Raw genomic sequence first — 22,305 nt, 5'->3', positions numbered from 1 at the left:
TTACAAGTTGTTTATCTAAGAAAATATTCCATCACACGATAGCATTTACCCTGTCCATCCATAATAAAAATACTTAAAAATCAGCTTGGTACTACCCGAAAATCAAAAAAAATTCAATCCCCGAATAAAATAATTTGACAATGCCACTTCCCAGCCTCGTACTCGAAAGCCTCTTTTTTCGCAACAGGGGAAGTAATTGGAAATTGAAAATGATTTACAAATCTCTTTTCAATTTCCAATTCTTAATTGCTTTTATATGGCATTCTTGGAAGGACCATCGTAACGCATGTCTATGATCTTCCCGTAACTTTCGGATGATACCCATTTCGGGGTTATTCCGGTACCAAAGTGGGAGTTATGCACGTTGAACATGTATATCTCGCCCGTTTCGAGGGCCACGGTCAAATCCATACCCGAAGAACCGCTTCCATTACCCGAGTCCGTCGAGGATATCCGTACAATCTTTCGCCCGGTAAAATCAAACAACTTGACCGGATCGGTTCCTCCCGCTCCCCGGAAGATATATCCCCACAATTCTCCATTGTTACCTCCGGAGCTGAAGAAGAGAAACTCCAGGTCACCGTGGGGGGAAACAAAGAACTGCCCGTCCTCACGAATCGCGTACTGGAAGGCGGCGGGAAACGCTCGCTCGATCTTGGGATACGCCTTGAATACCCATTGCTCAAAATCGAAAGCGAAACGGAAAGTATAAAGACAATACTGCCCGACGGTCTCGCTCCCCGCACGATTATCCTTGTAAAACATAAGCATATCCGCGGTGCGATCCGGAATTCCCCACTCCGACTGGACAGAACCAACGTAAGAGCCACAATAAAGAATATCCAGATCTTTCAAGTCGTTTAGCGCAAGCGTGATACCCGCAGCCGGTTCCGTGTAAATCTCGGTAATCGCGTTCGCATCTCCCCAAGTTCCACCGTACTCCAGATCATTCTCATTCTGGATGTATAATAAACGATGATGCATCACGTCAAGGGCAAAAGTTCCAGTAATATTCCCGGAGTAAGACATCCGTATCAAACGGTCTATTTTCATCCCTCCCTCGACATTGGCGGGGACATCAAGATATTTACCTGCAAACCACACGTCAAGATGTTCCACGGCTTTCATGTACAGACCGCCATCCTCGGAAAGCAGGACATGACTTTTCGAGTTCGCCACGGCATCCTTAAATACCACGTTAGGTAAAACACCGTTAATAAAGTCATCCTTCAAATAAAGTGTTCTGCGATAATCTTGATTACCAAGGTAAACCGGACCTATCCCCCCGTTCTGGAGAACAAGCAACATTCCCGGAGCAGAGGAACTTCCTGAACCGAGCCAGTGATTCATGATCTTCACCGGACTACCGCCCAACTCCTGCCCCTCATTCTGTAACGGGTAATAATCCACGAACTCGCGGAAACGATAAACATAGTTACTCCCCTCCCAGTTACTCACGTTCTCAAGAATAGAGAAACAAGCTTTCCCATCAATTTCCGAAAGAACCATCCATGCCTCGGAAGTAGAATTATTGTCCGTGGGCCACATATTAATTCCACGATCCACAGTTTGATAGCCCGAGAGCGAATCGGTGATAAACAGGTAAATCGAGAGAAACCCGCCCATGTCGGTTTTCCAAATCAATTTTTTCTCGGTCCCGATAGTCTTTAACTCTTGAGTAGTAGAGTTTTCAACCACCCACTCGTACGTTAATGCTAGAATAGTGGAATCACCCGTGAACTTTAGTACCGGCTCAGCCTCGATCACGTCACCGACGGTCAATGCCCAGAAACTGCCAAGTTCTTCCTCATTCGTAATGTACTCGACGACTTGCACCGCCGGAACTTCCGTATAGTCATAATTTCCCTTATCGTCAAAACAACCGTAAAGGAGAAACATGACAATCGCACTCCATATATAATTCTGTATCTTCATGATATTTCATTTTAATTATCCGACAATAGGAACACTCATTTCCGCCCCCCCGTCCATGACCGGGTTCCCGGCATTCTTCTGGTTCAGCAAGTGGTATTTCAATTTCAGGGAATAGTATCTCAACTCGGTAGCTCCAAAACCGGTCATATCACTGATCCCGGTAGCCTCTATGAATTCGGCATATTTTGCGTCGCTATACGGGCCAAGATAATAACGTACAATATGAGCATCCCACCACGTGGGAGCGATTGCCTTCGAAGTAAATACCACCCGTTGACTCCGGGCGTTCGCCGTTGGTCCGGCCTCGAAGCCATCGGTCGGGGTAATCTTCAACACCACCCGAAACATCTGGTTATCGAGTTTGGGAGTCTTGATTAATTTCAACACGAGGGTGTCACGTTCCTTTCCCGCACGCCAAGTTCCATTCGGTTCGTAATCAAAGTCAGTCCCTTTGACAGCTGTCGTCAGACTCTCGTCGACATCTACACGATAGGCCACATCACTCGTGACAGGATTCCCGGCAAACAACAGCTCCAGACTGATATCATGGGTATTCTTATCCGGGTAAAAGAAAAAGGATTCAGTGATGCTATCGGCGGTTATTCCTTTCGTGAAGTAGAGGAATCTCGTTGAATCATAAGTCGTGAACTTGTCCTCGGAACAAGCCCCGAGAAGGGCCACGGCCACAAGAAGTATAATTATATATCTCATCTCAATTTACTTTTTTAGGTTCACTGGTTCTAAAAGATTACTTGCTCGCTTTTGGGAACGGGTAGCACGTACTGGTTCCGGAAGTCAATATTCTGTACCCCGTCAAAAACAGGCAGGTTCAAGCGCTTGAACAAGTAGAAAGATTGTCCCTCCCCGATATATTCTTTCCGGGCATCGGTGAGCATTGCCTGCACGTATCCGGTCTCGTCATAGATCGTGTTAAGATCGTCAAAGGAGATATCTCCCCGGGCGCTTCTTATATCCCTCAATAATTCCACGGCCGCATCTACTTGCCCGACAGAAGCGAGATATTCACCCTTGATATAGTACAATTCACTCTTACGCAACAATGGAATATAGGCAACATCATTATTTCCTTTCTTGCTTTTAATCGAAAGATAATTACCTCCCAAGACGGTGAGTAATCGTTCGAAACGACCGTCGATCTGATTCTGAGCAGGGAATAACTCGGGTACATTACGAATGTATAGTGGACGTTCGGCACTCATGAACGGAGCGTTTATTTCCCCCGCCTGGGTATTATAAACATTAAAAATCACGTCTCCCAATAACCTACCGTAACCGGGATCGAGCCAGTTCATATCATCAAATCCCCAACTCTCCCATTGACCTCCCATGGCAATCATCTCCTCGATCGCATCATAAGCCTTCTTTTTCTCCCCCATGTAGGCATACAATCGTGCCAGCAAGGCACGTACCGATGCCATGTTCATCCGGGAACGCTGGTGTCCGAAAAATTCCGGTATCTCACTCTCGATATCCCACTCCTTCCAAAAACGTTCCGTGATATGCCACATCCGGATCACTTCCCGGTTATAATAATCACTGTAAATGATTGCCGAATCCCAGGCAACCATACTGGCGTGGGCTTCTAGTAAATCCCGCTCCACGTTTTCCAAGACCTGTTTCACGGTCAATTTATTATTGATCACGGACTCGGAGTTCGTCACGTAAGGAATCCACGTGCCGTTCTCATTCACCACCGGGGCCGGGGCAAAAAGACGAAGCAGGTCAAAATGCACAAAAGCCCGTACAGCAAATGCTTCCCCTCGTATTTTCAGGCGTTCGGGTTCCCCGAACTCGAAGATACTATTTGAAGCTTTGTCAACATGCTCTATAATATTGTTACAATCGGCAATTACCTTATACATATCCGACCAAATTAAATCAATCGTGCCGAGCACGTCAGATTTCTCGTACAGACGATCATTCACGTCCTGATACGCGTTGTCAAGATTCTGCCGGATGTAATATTGTCCCAAAACATCCAGGAATCCCCACGTCAGTTGCCGGGCATACAAACTTTCACTTGCCAGATTTTTATACATGCCGTTGACCTGCATCCGGAAACCATCGCCCGTTGCATACAGATCATCGCTACTAACCCGGGTTTCCGGGTTTACCTCGAACCAATCGTTACAAGCGGTCAAGGTAAAGAGGAGAAACAATCCTATGGTATATTTTATTTTTTTCATAATAATCTCTTTATCTCTGTTTAGAATCGAATATTCACGGAAAAGTTTACCGCGTTAGCATACGGGTAACTCAGCCCGCGTTCCGCTTTGACGGTAGAAAGGCGCCACAAGTCATTCGTACCGACTTCAATCCTGATATTTTCAATGCCAATCCGCTTCAACATCTCCCGATCGAACTCGTAGCCAATGGACATGGAACTCCAGTTCAACACGTTGTTACGCTGCATGAATCGGGAAGTGGGATCGGTTGTTTGTCGCTCATCTTGGATATCTTTGTACATCACGACATCCCCGAACTTTTTCCAACGCTCGGTCATCGCACGGCGATCTACATTATAATACTGAATATTGGCGTTCTCGACCTTCTCAATCAAGGTTTCGTTATAGAAATCCCCGCCGAACTCGTAGAGAAAACTCGTGCTAAACGTGAAATTCCGCCACCTCAAGTTTACCCCGAAAGAACCGGTTCCCCACGGTAATTCATCCCCGATATTACGCATCTCGGTAGCTTTCCACTCGTAACCGACTGATCCGTCCCGGTAAACATACAATTCCTGCCCGTTTGCAGGGTCTATTCCAAGAGATTTTAACCCGTACTTCGCGGAAAGGGATTGTCCCTCTTCGTATTTCGTCATTACCCGATTCAAATTCGGATTGTCCTTGTCCCAGATGCTCTCGATTTCTTGGTTATAGTACTCGTTTACCGCGTCGTTGTATGCTTTTAGAGCATCGGATATTTTCTTAATTTTGTTGGTATTATGCGCCAAATTGGCAAAAACAGCCACGTACCAGTCCGAAGTACTGAGCAGGTCACTCCGGAATTGAATTTCAAATCCCTTGTTCTCGACCTTACCCATATTACTTTTATAGGTACGGAATCCCGTGGACGTCGGCAGAGTAACATCGGTAATCAGACCATTCGTAATTTCGTTATACCATGAAAATTCCAAATAAAGTAGATTTCTCAACAACCCCAGCTCAAACCCGATATCAAACTTATCGGTCTTTTCCCACTTTAAATCCTTGTTTCCCCGAGTCCTCATCAGGCTTGCCGCGGGTCCCGACACGTACCATTCATCAACATCAATCTCGTGAGTAGGTACCGCCGCGTAAGGTTCGAAGTTAACTTTTCCCGTTTGCCCGAATGAACCGCGTACTTTAAGGTGATTAATAAACCCGTATTTCTCCATGAAAGTATACTTGTGAACGTTCAAACCCAAACCTCCCGAAAAGAAGGGTGCGTAACGCTTGTCTGATCCGAACTCAGAAGAACCGTCAACACGAAGAGAAGCATCCATCAAGTAAATATCTTTATAAGAATAATTTAAACGAGCAAACATTCCAAACAAACGAGTTTGCACTTCTTGAAAAGTAGTTTTGTTCGGCATGGAACGGGCAAACTCGGGCGAAGAGAATTCGGCAGACTGAAATCCCTTGTACGTACCGCTATTAGTACGTCGCCGGGTGGTTTTTACCTCCAGTCCTCCCCCCACGTTTATGTTGTGGTTGCTGATTGATTCGTTATAAGACACGGTCAGTTTCCCTTCCCAAGTCGTATATTCCGTGTTCGTTAGCGTCAGACTCCCCACGTAACTCCGGTCGTCACCATAGTCTAAATTGTTCTTTATAGACAACGGATCAATGAAAGCCTCACGTTTTCCCGTCGAATGACTCACGCCCAATTCACCTTTCACCCAGAAGGTCGGTTTAACAAACCAGTTCACGCTCAGGTTTTCGGTCAGGATGTTCGTTTGTCCCTTGTCAAAACTCCCCAACTCGGCCTCGTATAGCGGGTTCATCGGCTCGAAATCCAACACTCGCGACCAATTCAAACGACGCAACGTCTTACCGTCCTCGTCTTTGTATTTCTCGTAAGGCAGCATTTGGGTATACTGCGAGAAATCACCATAAGGAGACTCTTTCTCCTTGGTGACACCGTAACTGATATAATTGTGAACTTGCACTTTCGGAGTCGTGTAGTAAATAGAGAACCCGGCATCTATCCTGTCCCGATAAGAACCCTTCATAACCCCGTTCTCGTTGTTGTAACCCAAGTCAATCCCATAGCGAAATTCCTCGTTTCCTCCTTCAAGATACAAGCCATGCTTGTGATTGAACTCTGTCCTCAAAGGTTTAGCCAGCCAATAAGTATTAACACCTTCCTGCACGTTCCGTAATTTAGCCTGATATTCTTCCAACCTCATTAATCCTATCCAAAGTTCCTCACCCTCCATATTGAATAAACCGGCCGCAACTTCGGCTTCCAGTTTTTCCCGGGCGTTCATCAAGTTATAGTCTTTCAGATTAGGCATGGAAACTGTCCCGACCATATTGTATGTCACCCGGATCTCACCGGATTTCGGGGCCACGGTCGTGATTACCACCACGCCGTTTGCAGCCCGTGAGCCATAGAGAGCCGTGGCCGCAGCATCCTTGAGAATGGTCACACTCTCGATACGGTTGGGGTCCATATCGTATATCTTTTGAATCGTGGTTTCGAAATTATCCAAGATAAAAATAGGCAAATTAGGATTGTTCTCTAAAGCGGATTTAGAAAGCGTGTTCCGGTCAAGATCCTTTACCCCGATACTCGACTGTCCCCGAATCTGCATTTCCGGAAGCGCATTGGGATCCGACCCCCATTGATTATTTGTCCTGACACGAAACGAGGGATCGTATACCTCCAAAGCTTTCATGACATTCGTCTTGGAAACTTTCAGTAACTCATCCTGGGTGACCGTTACTGAATTACCCGTAAAACTAGTCTTACGCACGTTCCCATACCCGGTCACGACTACTTCTTCCACCTCTTTCGTGTCGGGTTTCATGCGTACGACAACCTCCTTGCTAAAATCCGATATCCCGACCTCACGGGTTTCCATTCCCACGAAACTAATCAAAAGATAGATCGTGTCCATCTTGGGCAAGCTAAAAACGAACATACCCTGATCGTTCGTACTTCCTCCTATGCTTGTCCCTTTCACGATCACCGTGGCTCCGGGTAATGACACACCACGCTCATCCAACACTTTTCCCCGTACGGTGACCGGTTCCAGCGTCTTTTGTCTTTTCTGTATGACGATCATATTCTGGAAAAGACGGAAAGTATATTCAGTTCCTTCTAGGCATATCCGGAGTACCTCCGAAGCTGGAACGGACTTGAAAGCATGCGTCACGGCCGGAATTTTCTGCACTTCCTCGTTATTATAAAGGAAATCATATTTCGCATGACGTTTAATGTAGTTAATCACGTCTATAAAGGGAGTCTCTTTAAACTCCACGGTCAATCTCGGATCATCGCCGGACTGTGCCCGACTAATACCGATACTAAAAGACTGTAACAGAATTACCAACATGAAAAATATGCCGGTTTTTCCGCACGTCGTAGACAGGTTAGACTTCTTTTTTCTCATAAGATCAGTTTTAATTTTCATAAGGATGCCCCCGTCCGGAATCGTGTCCCATCACGGTTACGCGTGGAAGCATCATAGTTTGTAAATTTGGTTTATAGGTATATCTTTCCCGTTTAGAATGTTCACCATTCTATCAATTCACGCTTTCACGGTTAGTTTTCGTTTGCTAGCTTTAGTTCTGTTTAATGGTTATAACTCCGTCACGCAATGAGAAGTGTAAATTTGTCGTGGTACTTAGCGCCTCCAACAATTCCGGTAAAGGCATGTTACTTGAAGGAGCCCCGGTAAAACAGCGTTCACGAATACCCGGAACCTCGTATAAAACTTCCACATCGTACCAACGACAAATCTTCCTCATGATCACATCCAGTCTTTCATTGTTAAAACCGAATTTCTCATCCATCCAAGACACTACGACATTTATATCTGTTTTTTGCACCGTCATCCGATTGTCACTTGTTATAGAAACCTGCTCCCCCGGCCGCAGGCACACGGTGTCATTCCCCGACATGGTCTCCACGCTTCCCGATAACAAGGTGACGCAGGATGCAAATTCATCATCATAACTCAACACGTTGAAACTTGTCCCCAATACCCGCACGTCAAAGTTCTTTACCGAAACGATGAAGGGATGTTCCGCATCTCTCGCCACCTCGAAATAAGCCTCTCCCTCGACATAGACCTTTCGCTCCGCACCCTTGAATACCGCGGGGAACTTGATCGAGGAGCGGGCATTCAGCACGACCCAGCTACTATCGGAAAAAATCACCTTTTGCATCTCACCTTTAGGCACGATCAGGGTATGATACTCAACCACATCCTCAAGAGAATCATTCTTGACGTATTTATAGTTCAACGTTCGCAAGCCGTCCGAGTATTGTATACCTTTCGTGGCCAACATCACGGCCTCGCCCCGGCGAGTCAACGGTATCATCTTGTTGTCGCCTAGGATCAAGCGCACGCTATTCCGGTCTACCGTACCCATTCTGGCCATCTCCTGAACCGTTTCCGGTTGATGCTCACCCGTGCGCCCGGTCAACCACAGCCAACCGGCCATGGCAAACACAAGCAAAGAAGCCGCCACGTAAATCGTCCGACGTATACCCGTCGTCCACAGAACCCGCTTCCGTTTCTTCCGGATACGTTTCAAGAAACAAGAGAAATCAGCCATCTTATCGTATTTCTCATACTCTTTAAAACGTCCCATGATGAAACGGTCGTCTTCCAAATCCTGTTTCAGGCGTGCCCACTCCGGATCGCTCAACAACTCGTTCAACCGCTCCTCTTCCGGCCGCGTAAGAGTCCCGGCCCAGGATTTCAGAATTAAATCCAATATGATATGTATGTTGTCTATACTCATAACTGCTTAAAGAATACTTGAAACACGATTAGGTATTACTTTTTAACTAAAATTTATCTTCCTCTTCTTCGGATCGCCACAAAAATGGCCGCGATCAATAAAGCGATCGGGATAAACCATTTGAACATGATATCCGTAATTTTGACGCCCGTTTTACCCAAGAAAAGGCGGTTGTCAATAGATTTCGGACGACGCACGTCAACCGGAGCTTCCCCATCAGAAAGCCAAGAAAACGAACCAAGTATAATATAAAAGTTACCGGACTCTATTTCTTCCCGAGATTTAAAAAGCTCGGCATTACTAATACAGTCTGCATCACCCAAGATCACGATCTTCTGCTCCCGGTCGCCCATCGGACGGGACAAGGCCAGTACAGTCGTGTACATCTGTTCGATTTCTCCGGCCGAAGGATTAAAACGAACGGTATCATCAATAAAATTGGTGGTTTCCATCTCGTTCCACACGCCCGTCGTGTCAGTTTGCAACACGGGGACGACATTGAATCCCTTGTCCGTGGAATATTTCAGCCCCGCGGCCCCGGACATGGCCGCACATTGCCGCCAATTCTTCATATTCTCGTAGAAATAAGACAATTCCAAAGCCCCGGGGGTCGGCCAGGCCATCACTAGATCGGGTTGGAAATTTTCAGTCGGTTTCACAAGTATCCCTTCTGTAAATTCCACACCGAAAGGTTCTACTAACGGATTCATAAACTCACGACTATACGGGTCGCCCACGATGAAAAGATTACCTCCCCGATTTATATATCGTTCCAGACGTTTCATTTCATTCTCGGTCAACGGTTGCATCATATCAGCGATCACGAGAATATTAATCAATGCCGGAATATCCTCTTTCAAGGTTACTTCCGTCACATCAAACCCCTGATTAAGTAGTGCATGGCGGAATCGTTTATCCCGGGCGAAACAAGCGTAATCCCTGTCCCGGTAAAGATTGATATTCCGTTCCCCGTGACCTGTCAGAAAACCGACCGTGGGTAATTCCATGACCATTCGTTTAAAAGCCGCCGAGATCTCTCCCTCCGAAGGATCACGCATCATATCATCAAATTGTCGCAAGAACATTTTTTCCCCGCTTTCCCGGGTCACCTGCCTAACAAAACGATTATCTTCGGGCGTTAGATCAATAACCTGTTTAATCTGTTCAGGGTTAAGATACCTCGAAAATTTAATCTTGTGTGAATGTGCGATCTGTCTTGCTCGTTTCTCCATAGGCAGGTCGGCAAGGAATCCTCTTCTCCTCGTGTTCTGAACCGAATCATAGTAATACACGTACTCCATCTTGATTTCCGGTTTAAAACGAATGTATTCCTGGAATCTTTCTTTATCGTAATTCTGGTAACGCGGGATGGCCTTCATGAAATCATCGTCCAACAGGTTACTGTACGTGGTTATCGTTAAACCGCCTTTCAGTTTCTTGACAATTTCCTGACTATTAGGAGTTAGTGTTCGACTATTTTCACGGGTTGTGTCGACATATCCCATCAAATGAGGACGGGAGCTCAAATAACCGACAAAAGCCACCACGAGAAAAACACCTACATATTTTATGGCATTCTGTCCCCGGGAACTATGATTCACTCGGGAAGAAAGTTTTATAATCGAGAACCAGAGAAACATGCCCGGCACCATGATAAAATAGACAACATCCTCGCTGGAGATCAAACCGCCCGTGAAACTTTCCGCCCGTCCGCGAAGAGATAGCCAGAAGGTGACATCCCGCACGAAATCAATATCCTGCCAGATACTACTCACAAAATTCAAGAAAATCAAAAGCACAAACGTCCCAACGGCCGCGATAATCTGGTAAGACGAAATTGTCGACATAAACAACCCGATCGAGGCATACGTGCAAATCAACAGGTATATACCCAGTATCCCGGTAAGAATATAAAGTACATCGAAATGCTCGACCACGAACAAGCTGTAGATCACGTAAATCACGAATATCCCCACCAGCAAGAAAGCAAAAATCATCATGGAAAAGAATTTTCCCAGAATAATCTGCGTGTTCGTCATTGGCGAAGAATGAAGCAATTTAATGGTACCTCCCGCCAAATCACGACTCACAAGACCCATCGTCAGTAAAGGAATATACAAAAAAAGATAATCCTGAACAGTATAGAACAACCGGCCGAAAAGACTAGAACTGATAAACATCGGGTCATAGCCCATGGCCTGCTCCCGTTCAACCATCTCAATCGCATTGGTAAATATCAATCCCGATTGAAATGTAAATATAATCAAAACCAACCAAGCCACAGGCGAGTAAAACAACATCTGCAATTCGGTCTTCGCTATTTTATATATCATATTCATAAACCTAACATTTTAATATTAACCCGCCTAACCTCTAACGCCCCCGGCGGCGTACCCATATTATAATTCCGGCAAGTGCCAGAATAACGGGAATCACGATCATAAACACGATCGACCATACTTCCATGGCGGCTTCCCCGACATACAGTTTTCTATCAGTAGGATCATCCCCCTCCGTACTTACCGGCAATTCCTCGTGTGATAGCCAGTAAAAAGCGGAATGCGCCAAAGTATAGTTAAAATTCCGAACTTCACGCCTTCCCGTGGCAAACTCCCCGTTACTGAGGAAATCGGTATTCCCGACAATGACAATTCGCTGTTCCTTACCATTCACATCACGGGTTAAAGCCAGAGCCGTGGGAAAAATCCCCGCCTGATCACCAACTTCGGGCATATAAGTAATAGAATCACGCACGAAATCGGCAGTAGTCATCCGGTTCCAACACCCGATCGTGTCCGTTGACATCAAAGGAATGATCTTCACTCCTTCAACGGGTTTATATTCCAAGCTCACGCATCCCGGCATAGCCACGCATCCCTCGTATTTCCGGATCATAGCCAGACCGGACCAAAACCCGACACCTTCATCTGTCGGCAACGCCTGGATCAAATCCGCTTGAAGCAACTCGGTAGGTTGTACTAACTGCCCCGGCATGAAACGCACGCCCCAACGTTCGGTAAGCGGGTTCATCAACTCCTGTCGTCCGGGACCTCCCAGGATTAAAAGATTTCCTCCCCGGGCAATAAACGCATCCAGATTACTCATCTCCCCGACGGACAAGGGAGATCTTAACTCGGAAATAACCAAGATACTGATACTGTCCGGAAGAGGAGCTTTCAGATAGACTTCTTCTATATTGAATCCTTGATTAATCATAGAAGAACGTATATTCTTATCACTGGAAATACGTTTATATTCCCGATCGGCCTCCTTGTATATATTTCGTTCACCATGCCCAGCCAAGAACCCGATCGTCGGGACATCCGATACCAACCGCTTGAATGCAGCCGAAATTTCAGGTTCACCCGGGGAATCTTTCCATCCCCCATGGAAATAGAAACGCAAGTAAGCCTTCTGACCGTTCTCTCGCTCGATGACACGAATCGTTTTATTACCTTCCCCGCTCAAATCCTCAATCTTTCGCATCTTTTCAGGAGAAAGAAAAATAGAAAACGGCACCCCATAATTCTCGCTGATCTGTTTCGCCCTTTCCGCGTCGGTCATATCGGGATACTGCTCTTCCAATTCATTATTATTGGCATTATCGTAAAAATAGACATAACGAATCTTCATATCAGGTTTGAACCGGATATAGGGTCGGAAGTTCTGTTTATCAAAATTGATATGGTTAGGTAAAGTACTCCAAAAATCCTTATCCAACAGGTTGGTATAGGTCGTAATCTTCACCTCACCGTCCAGCATGGCCACGATATCCTGACTATTTTTACTTAATGAATTCATTTTTGTCCGGGTCGAATCATGATACGCCATCAACATCGGACGAGAACTCAAATACCCAAACGTCATGGCCATCACGAACACGCCAAGATAAACACCCCAGCGTGTCGTCCAAGTCCGACGCTGCACCCGGTTAATCAACCGGTAAACGGTCCATGTCAGGAACAAGAAAATCACGATAAGGAAATAAAGCACGTCCTCGCTGCAAATCAACCCGTAAATGAACTCCTCCGTCCGTCCCCGGATAGACAACCAATACGTGAGATCACGTACAAACTCGTAATCCTGCCACACGCCCCCCACGTAATTGAACATGGCCAGGATAAATAACGTCCCGAAAGCTGCCATTACCTGATAAGAGGTCAAGCTGGACACAAACAAACCGATTGCCGCGTAAGCACACAACAACAGGTAAAGCCCGAGCATTCCCGTCAAGATATAAGGTAAATCTATATTTTGGATCGTACATACCCCGAAAATCACGTAAAGTAATATAATTCCAATCATAACTAACCCAAATACCATCAGAGCCAAGTATTTACCCAGTACAATCTCCGCATTACGCAACGGGGCTGATTGCAGTAACTTGATCGTGCCACCACTCAAATCGCGGCTGATCATGTTCATCGTCAGCAAAGGTATGTAAAAGTACAAGGTTCCCTGAATATTACCGAAAAGCTCCCCGAAAATACTGGAAACCCTCCACGCCCCGTATCCCATAGCCTGCCGAACCACAATATCTTCCAACAAACCGGACATGATCATTCCCACTTGATAGGCAAAAACCACCAAAAGCAACCAGGCTATCGGCGAATAAAACAAAGACTGTAATTCGGTCTTCGCTATTTTTATTATCATCTTCATAAGCCCTCCTTTCTAGTGTTTCTTACTTTTGGCCGAAAGCTCGGCAAACACGCTATCCATAGAGCTTTTCTCCATTCGAATTTCCAACAACTGCCAATTTCGGGCCACGCTCGCCTCCACGATCTGCATGATCGCCTCCCGGGAATCCGAGAAATTCACCCGATAGTCCATGCCACCCACACTTTCCGCGTTCTCCACCCCCGGAAGCATTCTTAACTCGTCCACGGCAGGCGTAGATGCCAAACTTACAAATATCGTGCTGGGAACGATGTAGTTATCAAACTCCTCGACAGTCCCGGCAAAAACAACCTGTCCCTCCTCGATCATCCGGATATAATCACACGTTGCCTGTACCTCCGACAGGATATGAGTTGAAAGAATCACCGTACGTTCTTCGGCAATCTCCTTGATCAAGTGACGGATCTCCACGATCTGATTAGGGTCCAGACCATTCGTAGGTTCGTCCAACACGACGAAAGCGGGATTGTGAATAATAGCCTGGGCGATACCTAACCGTTGTTGATAACCTCCCGATAAATTACGCACCAAACGTTTCTTGAAATGTGTCAGACCACAACGTCCCATGACAACCTTGATCGCCTCATTAACCTCGCCCGTGGGAATACGACGGATATTAGCCGAGAATGCCAGAAACTCTTCTACCGTCAAATCATTGTATAATGGAGGTTTCTGTGGCAAAAAACCGATATAGCGTTTCGCCTCAACCGGATTCTCCCTCATACTCACACCCTTTATAAACACTTCTCCCTCAGTCTGTTTCAACACCCCGCACATAATGTTCATTGTCGTCGATTTACCGGCACCGTTGGAACCTAACAAACCGTAAATACCATTTTCCGTTATTTCAAAATTAATATCCCGAACCGCCCATTGCACGCTGTAACGATGAGATAAATGTTCTACCTTAACAATTGATTCTTCCATAAAGTATAGTTTTGAATAAATATTACCACACGTTTTATTACACTTTATAGAATACCCGAAAACGGAAACGGTACTACCCGATTGAAAAAGAAAATTCCGGATGCCGCCAAATAGCTACACCCGGAATCATCATTTATAACAATTAATTCTAATTCTCCTCCAACGCTCTTGCTAGTTGATCAGGACAAGAAGTCTGCTTACGCCCACAACAAATCCCGCGTAACCGACGAATCGCCTCCTCCCGCTTCATTCCCTTCAACAAGGCGGCAACCCCCAAAGCGTTCCCCGCACAACCTTTCTTGAAACTCACTTCCACGATCACGTCATCTTCCAACACGACATGAATCTCCTTTGAACAAACCTCCGATGAGGGAATGTATGTAAATTCTTTTCTCTCCATAACACCATAAATCTAGCGCCACAAAGATAATAATACTATTCTAACATTTCAAGTATCCGCTCATTATTGATGATCAACATACCATGACGATCATCTGTAATTCCTTCTTCAAGTCGATAGGGATAAGTCGGTATGTTTCCTTTCATCAAAGTCGGTACAAAAACAAAATGTAAATTATCAAGGCGCTCCCGCAAAGCATGCCCCGCCTCAATAATATGCGTGGAGATAATAAACGTACAATTCCGGTTCACGGAGAACGCCTCGGTTACCGATACGGTCGCATCATAAGCGTCTTTGACGTTCGTACCCTTGAACAGTTCGTCAAAAACGACAACCAAGTTCTTCCCCTTGGCCACCTCTTCTGCCACCTGTTTCACCCGTAACACCTCAGCGTAATAATGACTATATCCCATATTAATATTATCGGCAACATTGATCGACGTATACAATCCGTCCTGCACGGAAAATTCCATACCATCAGCCGCTACCGGAAAACCCATGTGAGCCAGATAAATCGCAATACTAAAGGATTTCATCAACGTAGACTTACCCGCCATATTGGCTCCCGTGAGGAATAACACGTTGCGATCACAGTCCAAACGTATCGTGTTTCTTACTGCACGCTCTATAGCAGGGTGACAAAACTCCCGAATAGTAATGTGATTCTTCCCAATTGTAAAAGGAAGAGCTTTCGCGTAAGTAAATCCTCTCTCCCGGGCTACCGCAGACACGGCTACATAAACATCAAACCCGTAAAAAGCTTCCAAAACCCCCTGCAACTTCTCCTGGAATTCATGCCGTAACAAATAATCGACACGAGCGAGCCGATACCAAGGTACTTGTTCAAACTTCTCCCCGGAGCACACGCACGCCAAGCGTTTATCAGCAAACACCTCCTGTAACCTGGATAATATCGGTTTGTAAACAGCAGGTACATTACCTGCTGCCAGTTTTCCGGTAAACACCTGAACACGTCGAAGAAACTCCACGCAGGCACATACACCCTCCCGAATAATCACGTGTTCTTTATCAGCACCAATATAATTCAAGAATTTCCGACGTCCCGCACTAAAAAGAGCGGAAGCAAAATTCCCCTGTATCGTCGTGGTAAAATACTGATCTACCTGTTGAAATAATTCATCCGAAACCGGATACTCCAACCCGGATCGCCCAAAAAAAGCAAAAATAGCCGCCCGATCATTAATTGCTCCAACATCTGTCAAGGGGTGTTGAAACATGGATTCAAGCAAACGTTTACCACCCCGTGTCCGAACACGGTTAAATAGAGAGAAAACGGAATTCGCACGGTATTCCCCCAAAATATTCAAATCTTCGAGTGTTTGTCTGTCTATCACAAATTTTTTGTTCTCCGCACCTCTCGATACCTCCCGGTGATCATGCAATATATCAAGAATCTTCTCGTTGCGGATAATCACCATACCATGACGATCGGACGTGATTCCCGGTGTCAGCGTATAGGTGTATTTCGGCATACTCCCCTCCATGATCGTCGGGAAATAAACGAAATTCACGTTATCACATATTCCCCGGAGTTTCTCTCCCGCTTCCACGATATGCGTGGAAATCACGAAAAGACACTCCCGTTTTCGGGCAAAAGCCCGGGCAATAGCCACTGTCGCATCGTAGGCATCCTTGACATTGGTCCCACGAAACAGTTCATCGAAAATAACCAGTAGATTCTTGGATTTACTCAACTGGCTCGCCACGTGTTTCACCCGCAGTACCTCTGCATAAAAATGACTGTATCCCATGCTCAGATTATCCGGCAGGTTGATTGTCGTGTACATTCCCTCCAACACGGAAAAACTCATCTCTGTTGCCGGAACAGGAAACCCCATGTGTCCCAAAAATACCGTCGTTCCAAGCGTTTTCATAAAAGTCGATTTTCCCGCCATGTTAGCCCCGGTCAGGAAGATCACGTTACTGGAACGATCCACGGTCAAAGAGTTAGCCACGGCGTTCGGAATGCCGGGATGATACATCCCGGTCACCCGAAGCACGTCACCCCCGGGAGGTAAAGCCCGGGCAAAAACAAACCCCCGTTCCGTCGCCACCCGGGCCACGGAAATATACACGTCAAGATGATACACCCAATTCAACAAAGGTAAAAAATGATCCCGCAGAGAAAAACGTAACAAGGCATCCAGTTTTGCTGTCTTCTCGTAAGGTAACTTCTTCTGCCCGTATTCCGCCTGTAAAATATCAAAATCCGGTTCCCGTGCCAGTACCCTAATCCGTTCTAATTCCTCCCGGTAGGGATTGTCCCCGGCCTCCCGCCATGCCTTCTCTACAAAGCTTCGCAAACTACCGATAATCTCGATTCCGGCAAGAACTCCTTTATGCAATTGCTCGTAGTCCGTATCAGCACCGAGCGCCCCTTTCAATTTCCGATGCAACGTATTATCCTCTCCGGATAACCGGGTACGAGTATCCGTGTTAGATAAATAATACTCCACCGTATCAAATAATTCTCCCCGGAAAGGGAATACTATATTTTTCTGTTGGAAATAGCGAATGATGCCGCTCCGTTTATTAATTTTCTCTTCGTCTGACAAAGGATAAAGAAACATCTCTTCCAGTACCCGAGCGCCACCACTCGTCCGGGTTGTATTGAACATGCCGTAAACAGAGTTCTTTCCCCGCTTCCCGAAGATATTCAGATCATCCAGTGTTTGTCTGTCAATTATAAAAGCCATAATCCTATCATTGATTTACAATTTTAGCGTCCCCGCCTTCTGATCCACACGAACAGATACAATCCCAACAAACAAAGAGGGAAACACCATTTCAATATCGTCCGGCTAGTCTTAGCTCCCGGCATTTTCAGATTTAAACGAGTATCGGGTGGTACAGGTCGTCGAATATCCACGGGAGCCTCGTTATCCGATAACCAGTGAAAAGCCCCCATAACCAGGTTATAATTATAAGTTTCCAAGCCCGGCCGTCTCTGCCCGACCTCTCCATTCCCGATACAATCTGCATCCGCGGCAATAATAATTTTCTGTTGCCGTCCCCCCATATCCTTCGACAACGCGAGCAAGGTTGGAAACTCTTTCACACACTCCCCGATAGTAGTATTCACGGTAGGAACCTCATCCACAAAATTAGTTGTCTCCAACTCGTTCCAAGTCGTGTCAACACTAGTTACCAGCAACGGAGTTACTTCAAACCCCCGATCTGTTTCGTAAGTCATTTCAACCGCAGTCGGCATGGTAACCTGGAAATGATCACCACCTCCCATATAATAACTGAATTGTCCGGCCACGGGAGTCGCCTTAGAGACAATAAAATTCGGTAAAAAATCCTGATCTGTCCGTTGTACGAGTTGGCCGGGCATAAACTGTACCCCGAAAGGAGCTATCAACGGGTTCATGACCTCCTGTCGACGAGGTTCCCCCAAGATAAACAGATTACCACCACGAGCCACGTAAGCGTCTAACCGGACTTTTTCTTCCTTGTTCAAAGCCGTACGCATATCCGCTATAACCAAGATATTGATCTCCTCCGGGATATCCTGTTCCAAAGTGACTTCTCTAAAATCAAATCCTTGATTAATCAACGAATAACGGAAAAACTTACTCATCGCAAACTGGCGATAGCTACGATCCCCCACACGATCAAAGTCTCGTTCACCATGCCCTTGCAAAAAAGCCACCGTGGGCAACGTCATTGCCAAACGCTTGAAAGCCGCCGAAATCTCGGCCTCACTGGGATAATACTCGTTATCGTTAAACATCCGCAAGAAAGTCTTCTGTCCGTTCTCATGTTCAACCAAACGTACCACCCGATAATCTTCCGGGGCCAGATCAATCTCTTGCTCGATTTCCTGCAACGTCTTAATCCTACTGGTATCCAAATGGTAAGTCAAACACAACTTCTCCATGATCTCTCGCTCGGACAGCCCCGGATTGTAGTCCATTAAACCTAACTGTTTCGCATGGGCATAATAATAGACATACTTCATCTTGATCTCCGGTTTAAAACGGATAAATTTACCAAATTTACCCAAATCATACTTACGACGAACCGGTAAGTGAGAATAGAAATTCGGATCAAAAAGATTCACGTAAGTCGTGATCGTCATATTCCCCTTCAATTGCCTGACAATCTCTTGACTCGCCTCCGTGATCGTACCTCGTTTCGTACGACTCGCATCGTAAAAGAACTTCGTGGCGGGACGGGAACTCACGTATCCCAATATCAAAGCCAACACCACGACTCCGGCGTACTTACCAATAGACATTTTCCAACCTGCTTTTTGCCGGATCGCTTTCAAACGCAAAATAGCAAGTAAGAGAAAGAGTCCTACCACGATAAGAAAATACAATACATCCTCGGAACAAATCAAGCCCTCAACAAACGTATCAGCACGCCCCTTGATCGAGAGCCAGTAAGTGAGTTCTCGCACGAAATCATAACTTTGCCCTACCCGTCCGATAAAATTTAACACGGCCAACATGGCTAATGTCGAGATTGCCGCCACAACCTGGTAAGAAGTCAGACTTGACATGAATAACCCGATAGCACCGTACGCGCATACAATCAGATAAAGCCCTAGAATCCCCGTAAGCACCAACGACAAATCGAAATGAGCAATCGAACAGGATGCCCATACCACGTAAACGCCAACAATCACCATTAACAACAAGCCAAACAAAAGGATCGCCAGGTACTTCCCCAAGATAATCTGAGAGTTCTTGACCGGGGAAGAATAAAGTAATTTAATCGAACCGCTGTTTAATTCCCTACTCATCAATCCCATGGTCAACAAGGGTAAATAAAGATACAAAATATTCTGCACCCGACGAAGAAACCCGAACATACTGGAAAACATGTTATACGTGATGTCTCCCAACAAATAATTCAATTCCTGAGATCGCACGTTCCCCACGAGCGTACTCGTAAAAGCTGATGCCGTCTGAAAAGTAAATAGTATCAGAATCAGCCACGCCACCGGAGAATAAAACAACGTCTGTAATTCCGTGAGCGCTATTCTAAAAGTTAGTTTCATCTTTTCTATTTTTTAATTTATCGTTCAACCTATCGTCCCCGACGCCTCAGCCATAAGGCCAAATATCCCAACAATAACAATAACGGGAACACGTATACCAAACAGATCGTGACCACTTCCGTCCCTTGCAATCCCAAGTAATACCTATTATCCGGGAAAGACGGGCGACGGACATCAACCGGAGCCTGATTGCCCGATAGCCAGTTAAAAAGCCCACCGGGGAAATAATAATTATTTCCCGGAATAACCCCCAAGCGGGATGCACTGACTTCTCCATTCGAGAAACAATCAGCATCTCCGGAAATCACGATTCGCTGTTCCTTGCCGGCAATCTCCCGATTCAACGCCACGATCAGCGGGTAACTCTTCTCTTCCTCCCCGATTGTCGGGTTTACAGTCGGCTTTTCATCGAGGAAATCAGTTGTCTCCAGTTCGTTCCAGAAGCCTTTACCCGGGGAAACAAACAAAGGTGTTACCTCGTAACCTTTATCCTCGTCATAAGCCAAAACGGAAGTTCCCGGCATGGTTATATGTAAATTACGTACTTGAAGAAATTCAAACTGCCAAGCCAGTTTCGAAGATTCGGGTGTAGCGAAGCCGACTACAAAATCGGGAGTAAACCCGTTATCGATACGTGTCACCAATTGACCGGGAAGCATACGTACCCCAAAACGCTCCAAAACGGGATTCATGGTCTCCTGCCGACAGGGTTCACCAAAAATCAACAAATTGCCACCACGAGCGATATAATTATCCAGATTTTTTTCTTCATCCGGAGTCAGAGCTGTTTTCATATCCGACAAAATCAAGATACTCACTTGTTCAGGTACCTCCCGATCCAATGTCAACACTTCGAAGTCAAAGCCATTATTGATTAACGAATAACGGAAATACTTGTCTACCGTCGAGTAACGGAAACTCCGATCCCCGTTCCGTTCAAACCCGCGTTCACCATGTCCCTGCACGTACCCCACGGTAGGGAGTTTCATTGCCACCCGCTTCAAGGCTGCCGAAATCTCCGCTTCCTTAGGTGTCACAGTCACGTCATCAAACATTCGCAAGTAAGTTTTCTTCCCATTCTTTCGCTCAATCAACCGCACCATACGATACCCCTCGCTCGCTAATCCCGCTGTATCCACCCCCTTTAATTCACTCACGTGCGGGAACATATCAGGATCAATATCGTCCACCAGACAAATCTTTTCCACCCGTTCCCGGTCTGAAAGTCCCGGATAACGCTGTTCCAAAGACGGGTTATCCGCGTGGGCGTAATAATACACGTACTTCATCTTAATCTCCGGCTTGAAACGAATGTATTGCATGAAAAGCTCTATGTCACGCTTCCGGCATCCCGGGGCCCCATACATATTGTAACGCTTGTCTAATAAATTCACATAAGTCGTGATCGTCATTCCCCCATCCAGTTGTTTCACAATCTCTTGACTATTGGGCGTGAGTGTATTTGATTTTGTCGCGGTGGTATCATAAAAAAACATCATCACCGGACGAGAAGAAACAAATCCCAGTAATAAAGCAACAAGCACGATCCCCACATATTTCCCGACAATCACGTTCCGACTTCCACCTTCCCGCACACTCTTCAATCGCAAAATTGTAAGAAAGAGAAACAACAGAGAAACAATCAAGAAATAAAGGACATTCTCACTACAAATCAACCCGCTCACGAACTCCATCGCCCGCCCGTTGATACCCAACCAATAAGTAATCTCCCGCACGAAATCAATGTCTTGCCCAACCCCGCTCATGATATTCAAAAAAGAGAACATGGCAAAGGTTCCGATAGCCGCCACCACCTGATAAGAAGTAAGGCTTGATAAGAAAAGACCTATCGCGGAATAGGCACACAACAATAAATAAGTACCCAAAAGACAAGATAATGCCGTCTGTATCTCAAAATTCCTGACCGTGAAAAAAGAAAGAATGATAAAAACAGAAAGAATCAATATCAACGCTCCCCCGTAAACAAGCATTGACAAATACTTCCCCAGTACAATCTGGTAATTCTTGACCGGGGAAGAATAAAGTAACTTAATCGAACCGCTACTCAATTCCCGGCTCATCAACCCCATGGTCAATAGCGGTATATAGAGATAAAGATATTCCAATATATCAAAAAATGTTCCTCCAAGAATCTTTGATGACATACTTGCTATCGTGTACCCCATTTCCTGACTTTGAGAAAACATCCCCAAAGTATCCGTAAAAGTTATAGCGACTTGAATCGTGAAGACGATCATAATCAGCCAGGCAATCGGAGAGTAGAAAAAGTTCTGCAACTCGGCAATCGCTATTCTTTGTATAATTTTCATAACCTAATTCTTCATTACTAG

The 22,305-nt window shown here is 45.7% G+C and carries 12 protein-coding genes; all 12 read right to left on the bottom strand.

Annotation, left to right across the window (positions count from 1 at the left end):
- Positions 1 to 252: 252 nt before the first annotated feature.
- Entirely contained in the window at positions 253 to 1,935 is a 1,683-nt protein-coding gene (locus tag DWW52_RS17120; protein ID WP_118716682.1) for a PKD-like family lipoprotein, read from the bottom strand.
- 15 nt (positions 1,936 to 1,950) lie between these two features.
- Entirely contained in the window at positions 1,951 to 2,646 is a 696-nt protein-coding gene (locus DWW52_RS17115) for a DUF4843 domain-containing protein (protein ID WP_118716681.1), read from the bottom strand.
- 29 nt (positions 2,647 to 2,675) lie between these two features.
- Complete coding sequence (locus tag DWW52_RS17110; protein WP_118716680.1) at positions 2,676 to 4,142, bottom strand: RagB/SusD family nutrient uptake outer membrane protein; 1,467 nt, start codon at positions 4,140 to 4,142, stop codon at positions 2,676 to 2,678.
- Positions 4,143 to 4,162: 20 nt separating this feature from the next.
- Positions 4,163 to 7,555 (bottom strand): SusC/RagA family TonB-linked outer membrane protein, encoded by a 3,393-nt coding sequence (locus DWW52_RS17105; RefSeq protein ID WP_158582649.1) that lies wholly within the window; start codon positions 7,553 to 7,555, stop codon positions 4,163 to 4,165.
- Positions 7,556 to 7,727: 172 nt separating this feature from the next.
- On the bottom strand, positions 7,728 to 8,915 hold the full coding sequence (locus tag DWW52_RS17100) for a FecR family protein (protein ID WP_118716678.1): 1,188 nt from the start codon (positions 8,913 to 8,915) through the stop codon (positions 7,728 to 7,730).
- A gap of 53 nt (positions 8,916 to 8,968) precedes the next feature.
- Positions 8,969 to 11,254, bottom strand: a complete 2,286-nt coding sequence (locus tag DWW52_RS17095) for a Gldg family protein (RefSeq protein WP_118716677.1) — start codon at positions 11,252 to 11,254, stop codon at positions 8,969 to 8,971.
- A gap of 34 nt (positions 11,255 to 11,288) precedes the next feature.
- Complete coding sequence (locus DWW52_RS17090; protein ID WP_118716676.1) at positions 11,289 to 13,577, bottom strand: Gldg family protein; 2,289 nt, start codon at positions 13,575 to 13,577, stop codon at positions 11,289 to 11,291.
- A gap of 12 nt (positions 13,578 to 13,589) precedes the next feature.
- On the bottom strand, positions 13,590 to 14,522 hold the full coding sequence (locus DWW52_RS17085) for an ABC transporter ATP-binding protein (protein ID WP_118716675.1): 933 nt from the start codon (positions 14,520 to 14,522) through the stop codon (positions 13,590 to 13,592).
- 148 nt (positions 14,523 to 14,670) lie between these two features.
- Positions 14,671 to 14,922 (bottom strand): TIGR03905 family TSCPD domain-containing protein, encoded by a 252-nt coding sequence (locus DWW52_RS17080; protein ID WP_118716674.1) that lies wholly within the window; start codon positions 14,920 to 14,922, stop codon positions 14,671 to 14,673.
- A gap of 35 nt (positions 14,923 to 14,957) precedes the next feature.
- Positions 14,958 to 17,639 (bottom strand): hypothetical protein, encoded by a 2,682-nt coding sequence (locus DWW52_RS21135; protein WP_199692017.1) that lies wholly within the window; start codon positions 17,637 to 17,639, stop codon positions 14,958 to 14,960.
- 23 nt (positions 17,640 to 17,662) lie between these two features.
- Positions 17,663 to 19,954 (bottom strand): Gldg family protein, encoded by a 2,292-nt coding sequence (locus DWW52_RS17070; RefSeq protein ID WP_118716673.1) that lies wholly within the window; start codon positions 19,952 to 19,954, stop codon positions 17,663 to 17,665.
- Between the two features lie 29 nt (positions 19,955 to 19,983).
- Positions 19,984 to 22,284 (bottom strand): Gldg family protein, encoded by a 2,301-nt coding sequence (locus tag DWW52_RS17065; RefSeq protein ID WP_118716672.1) that lies wholly within the window; start codon positions 22,282 to 22,284, stop codon positions 19,984 to 19,986.
- Positions 22,285 to 22,305 lie beyond the last annotated feature (21 nt).

The sequence above is a fragment of the Odoribacter sp. AF15-53 genome, from assembly GCF_003479425.1.
Lineage (GTDB): Bacteria > Bacteroidota > Bacteroidia > Bacteroidales > Marinifilaceae > Butyricimonas.
The sequence above is the reverse complement of the archived record's forward strand: the minus strand, read 5'-3'. Positions and strand labels throughout refer to the sequence as shown.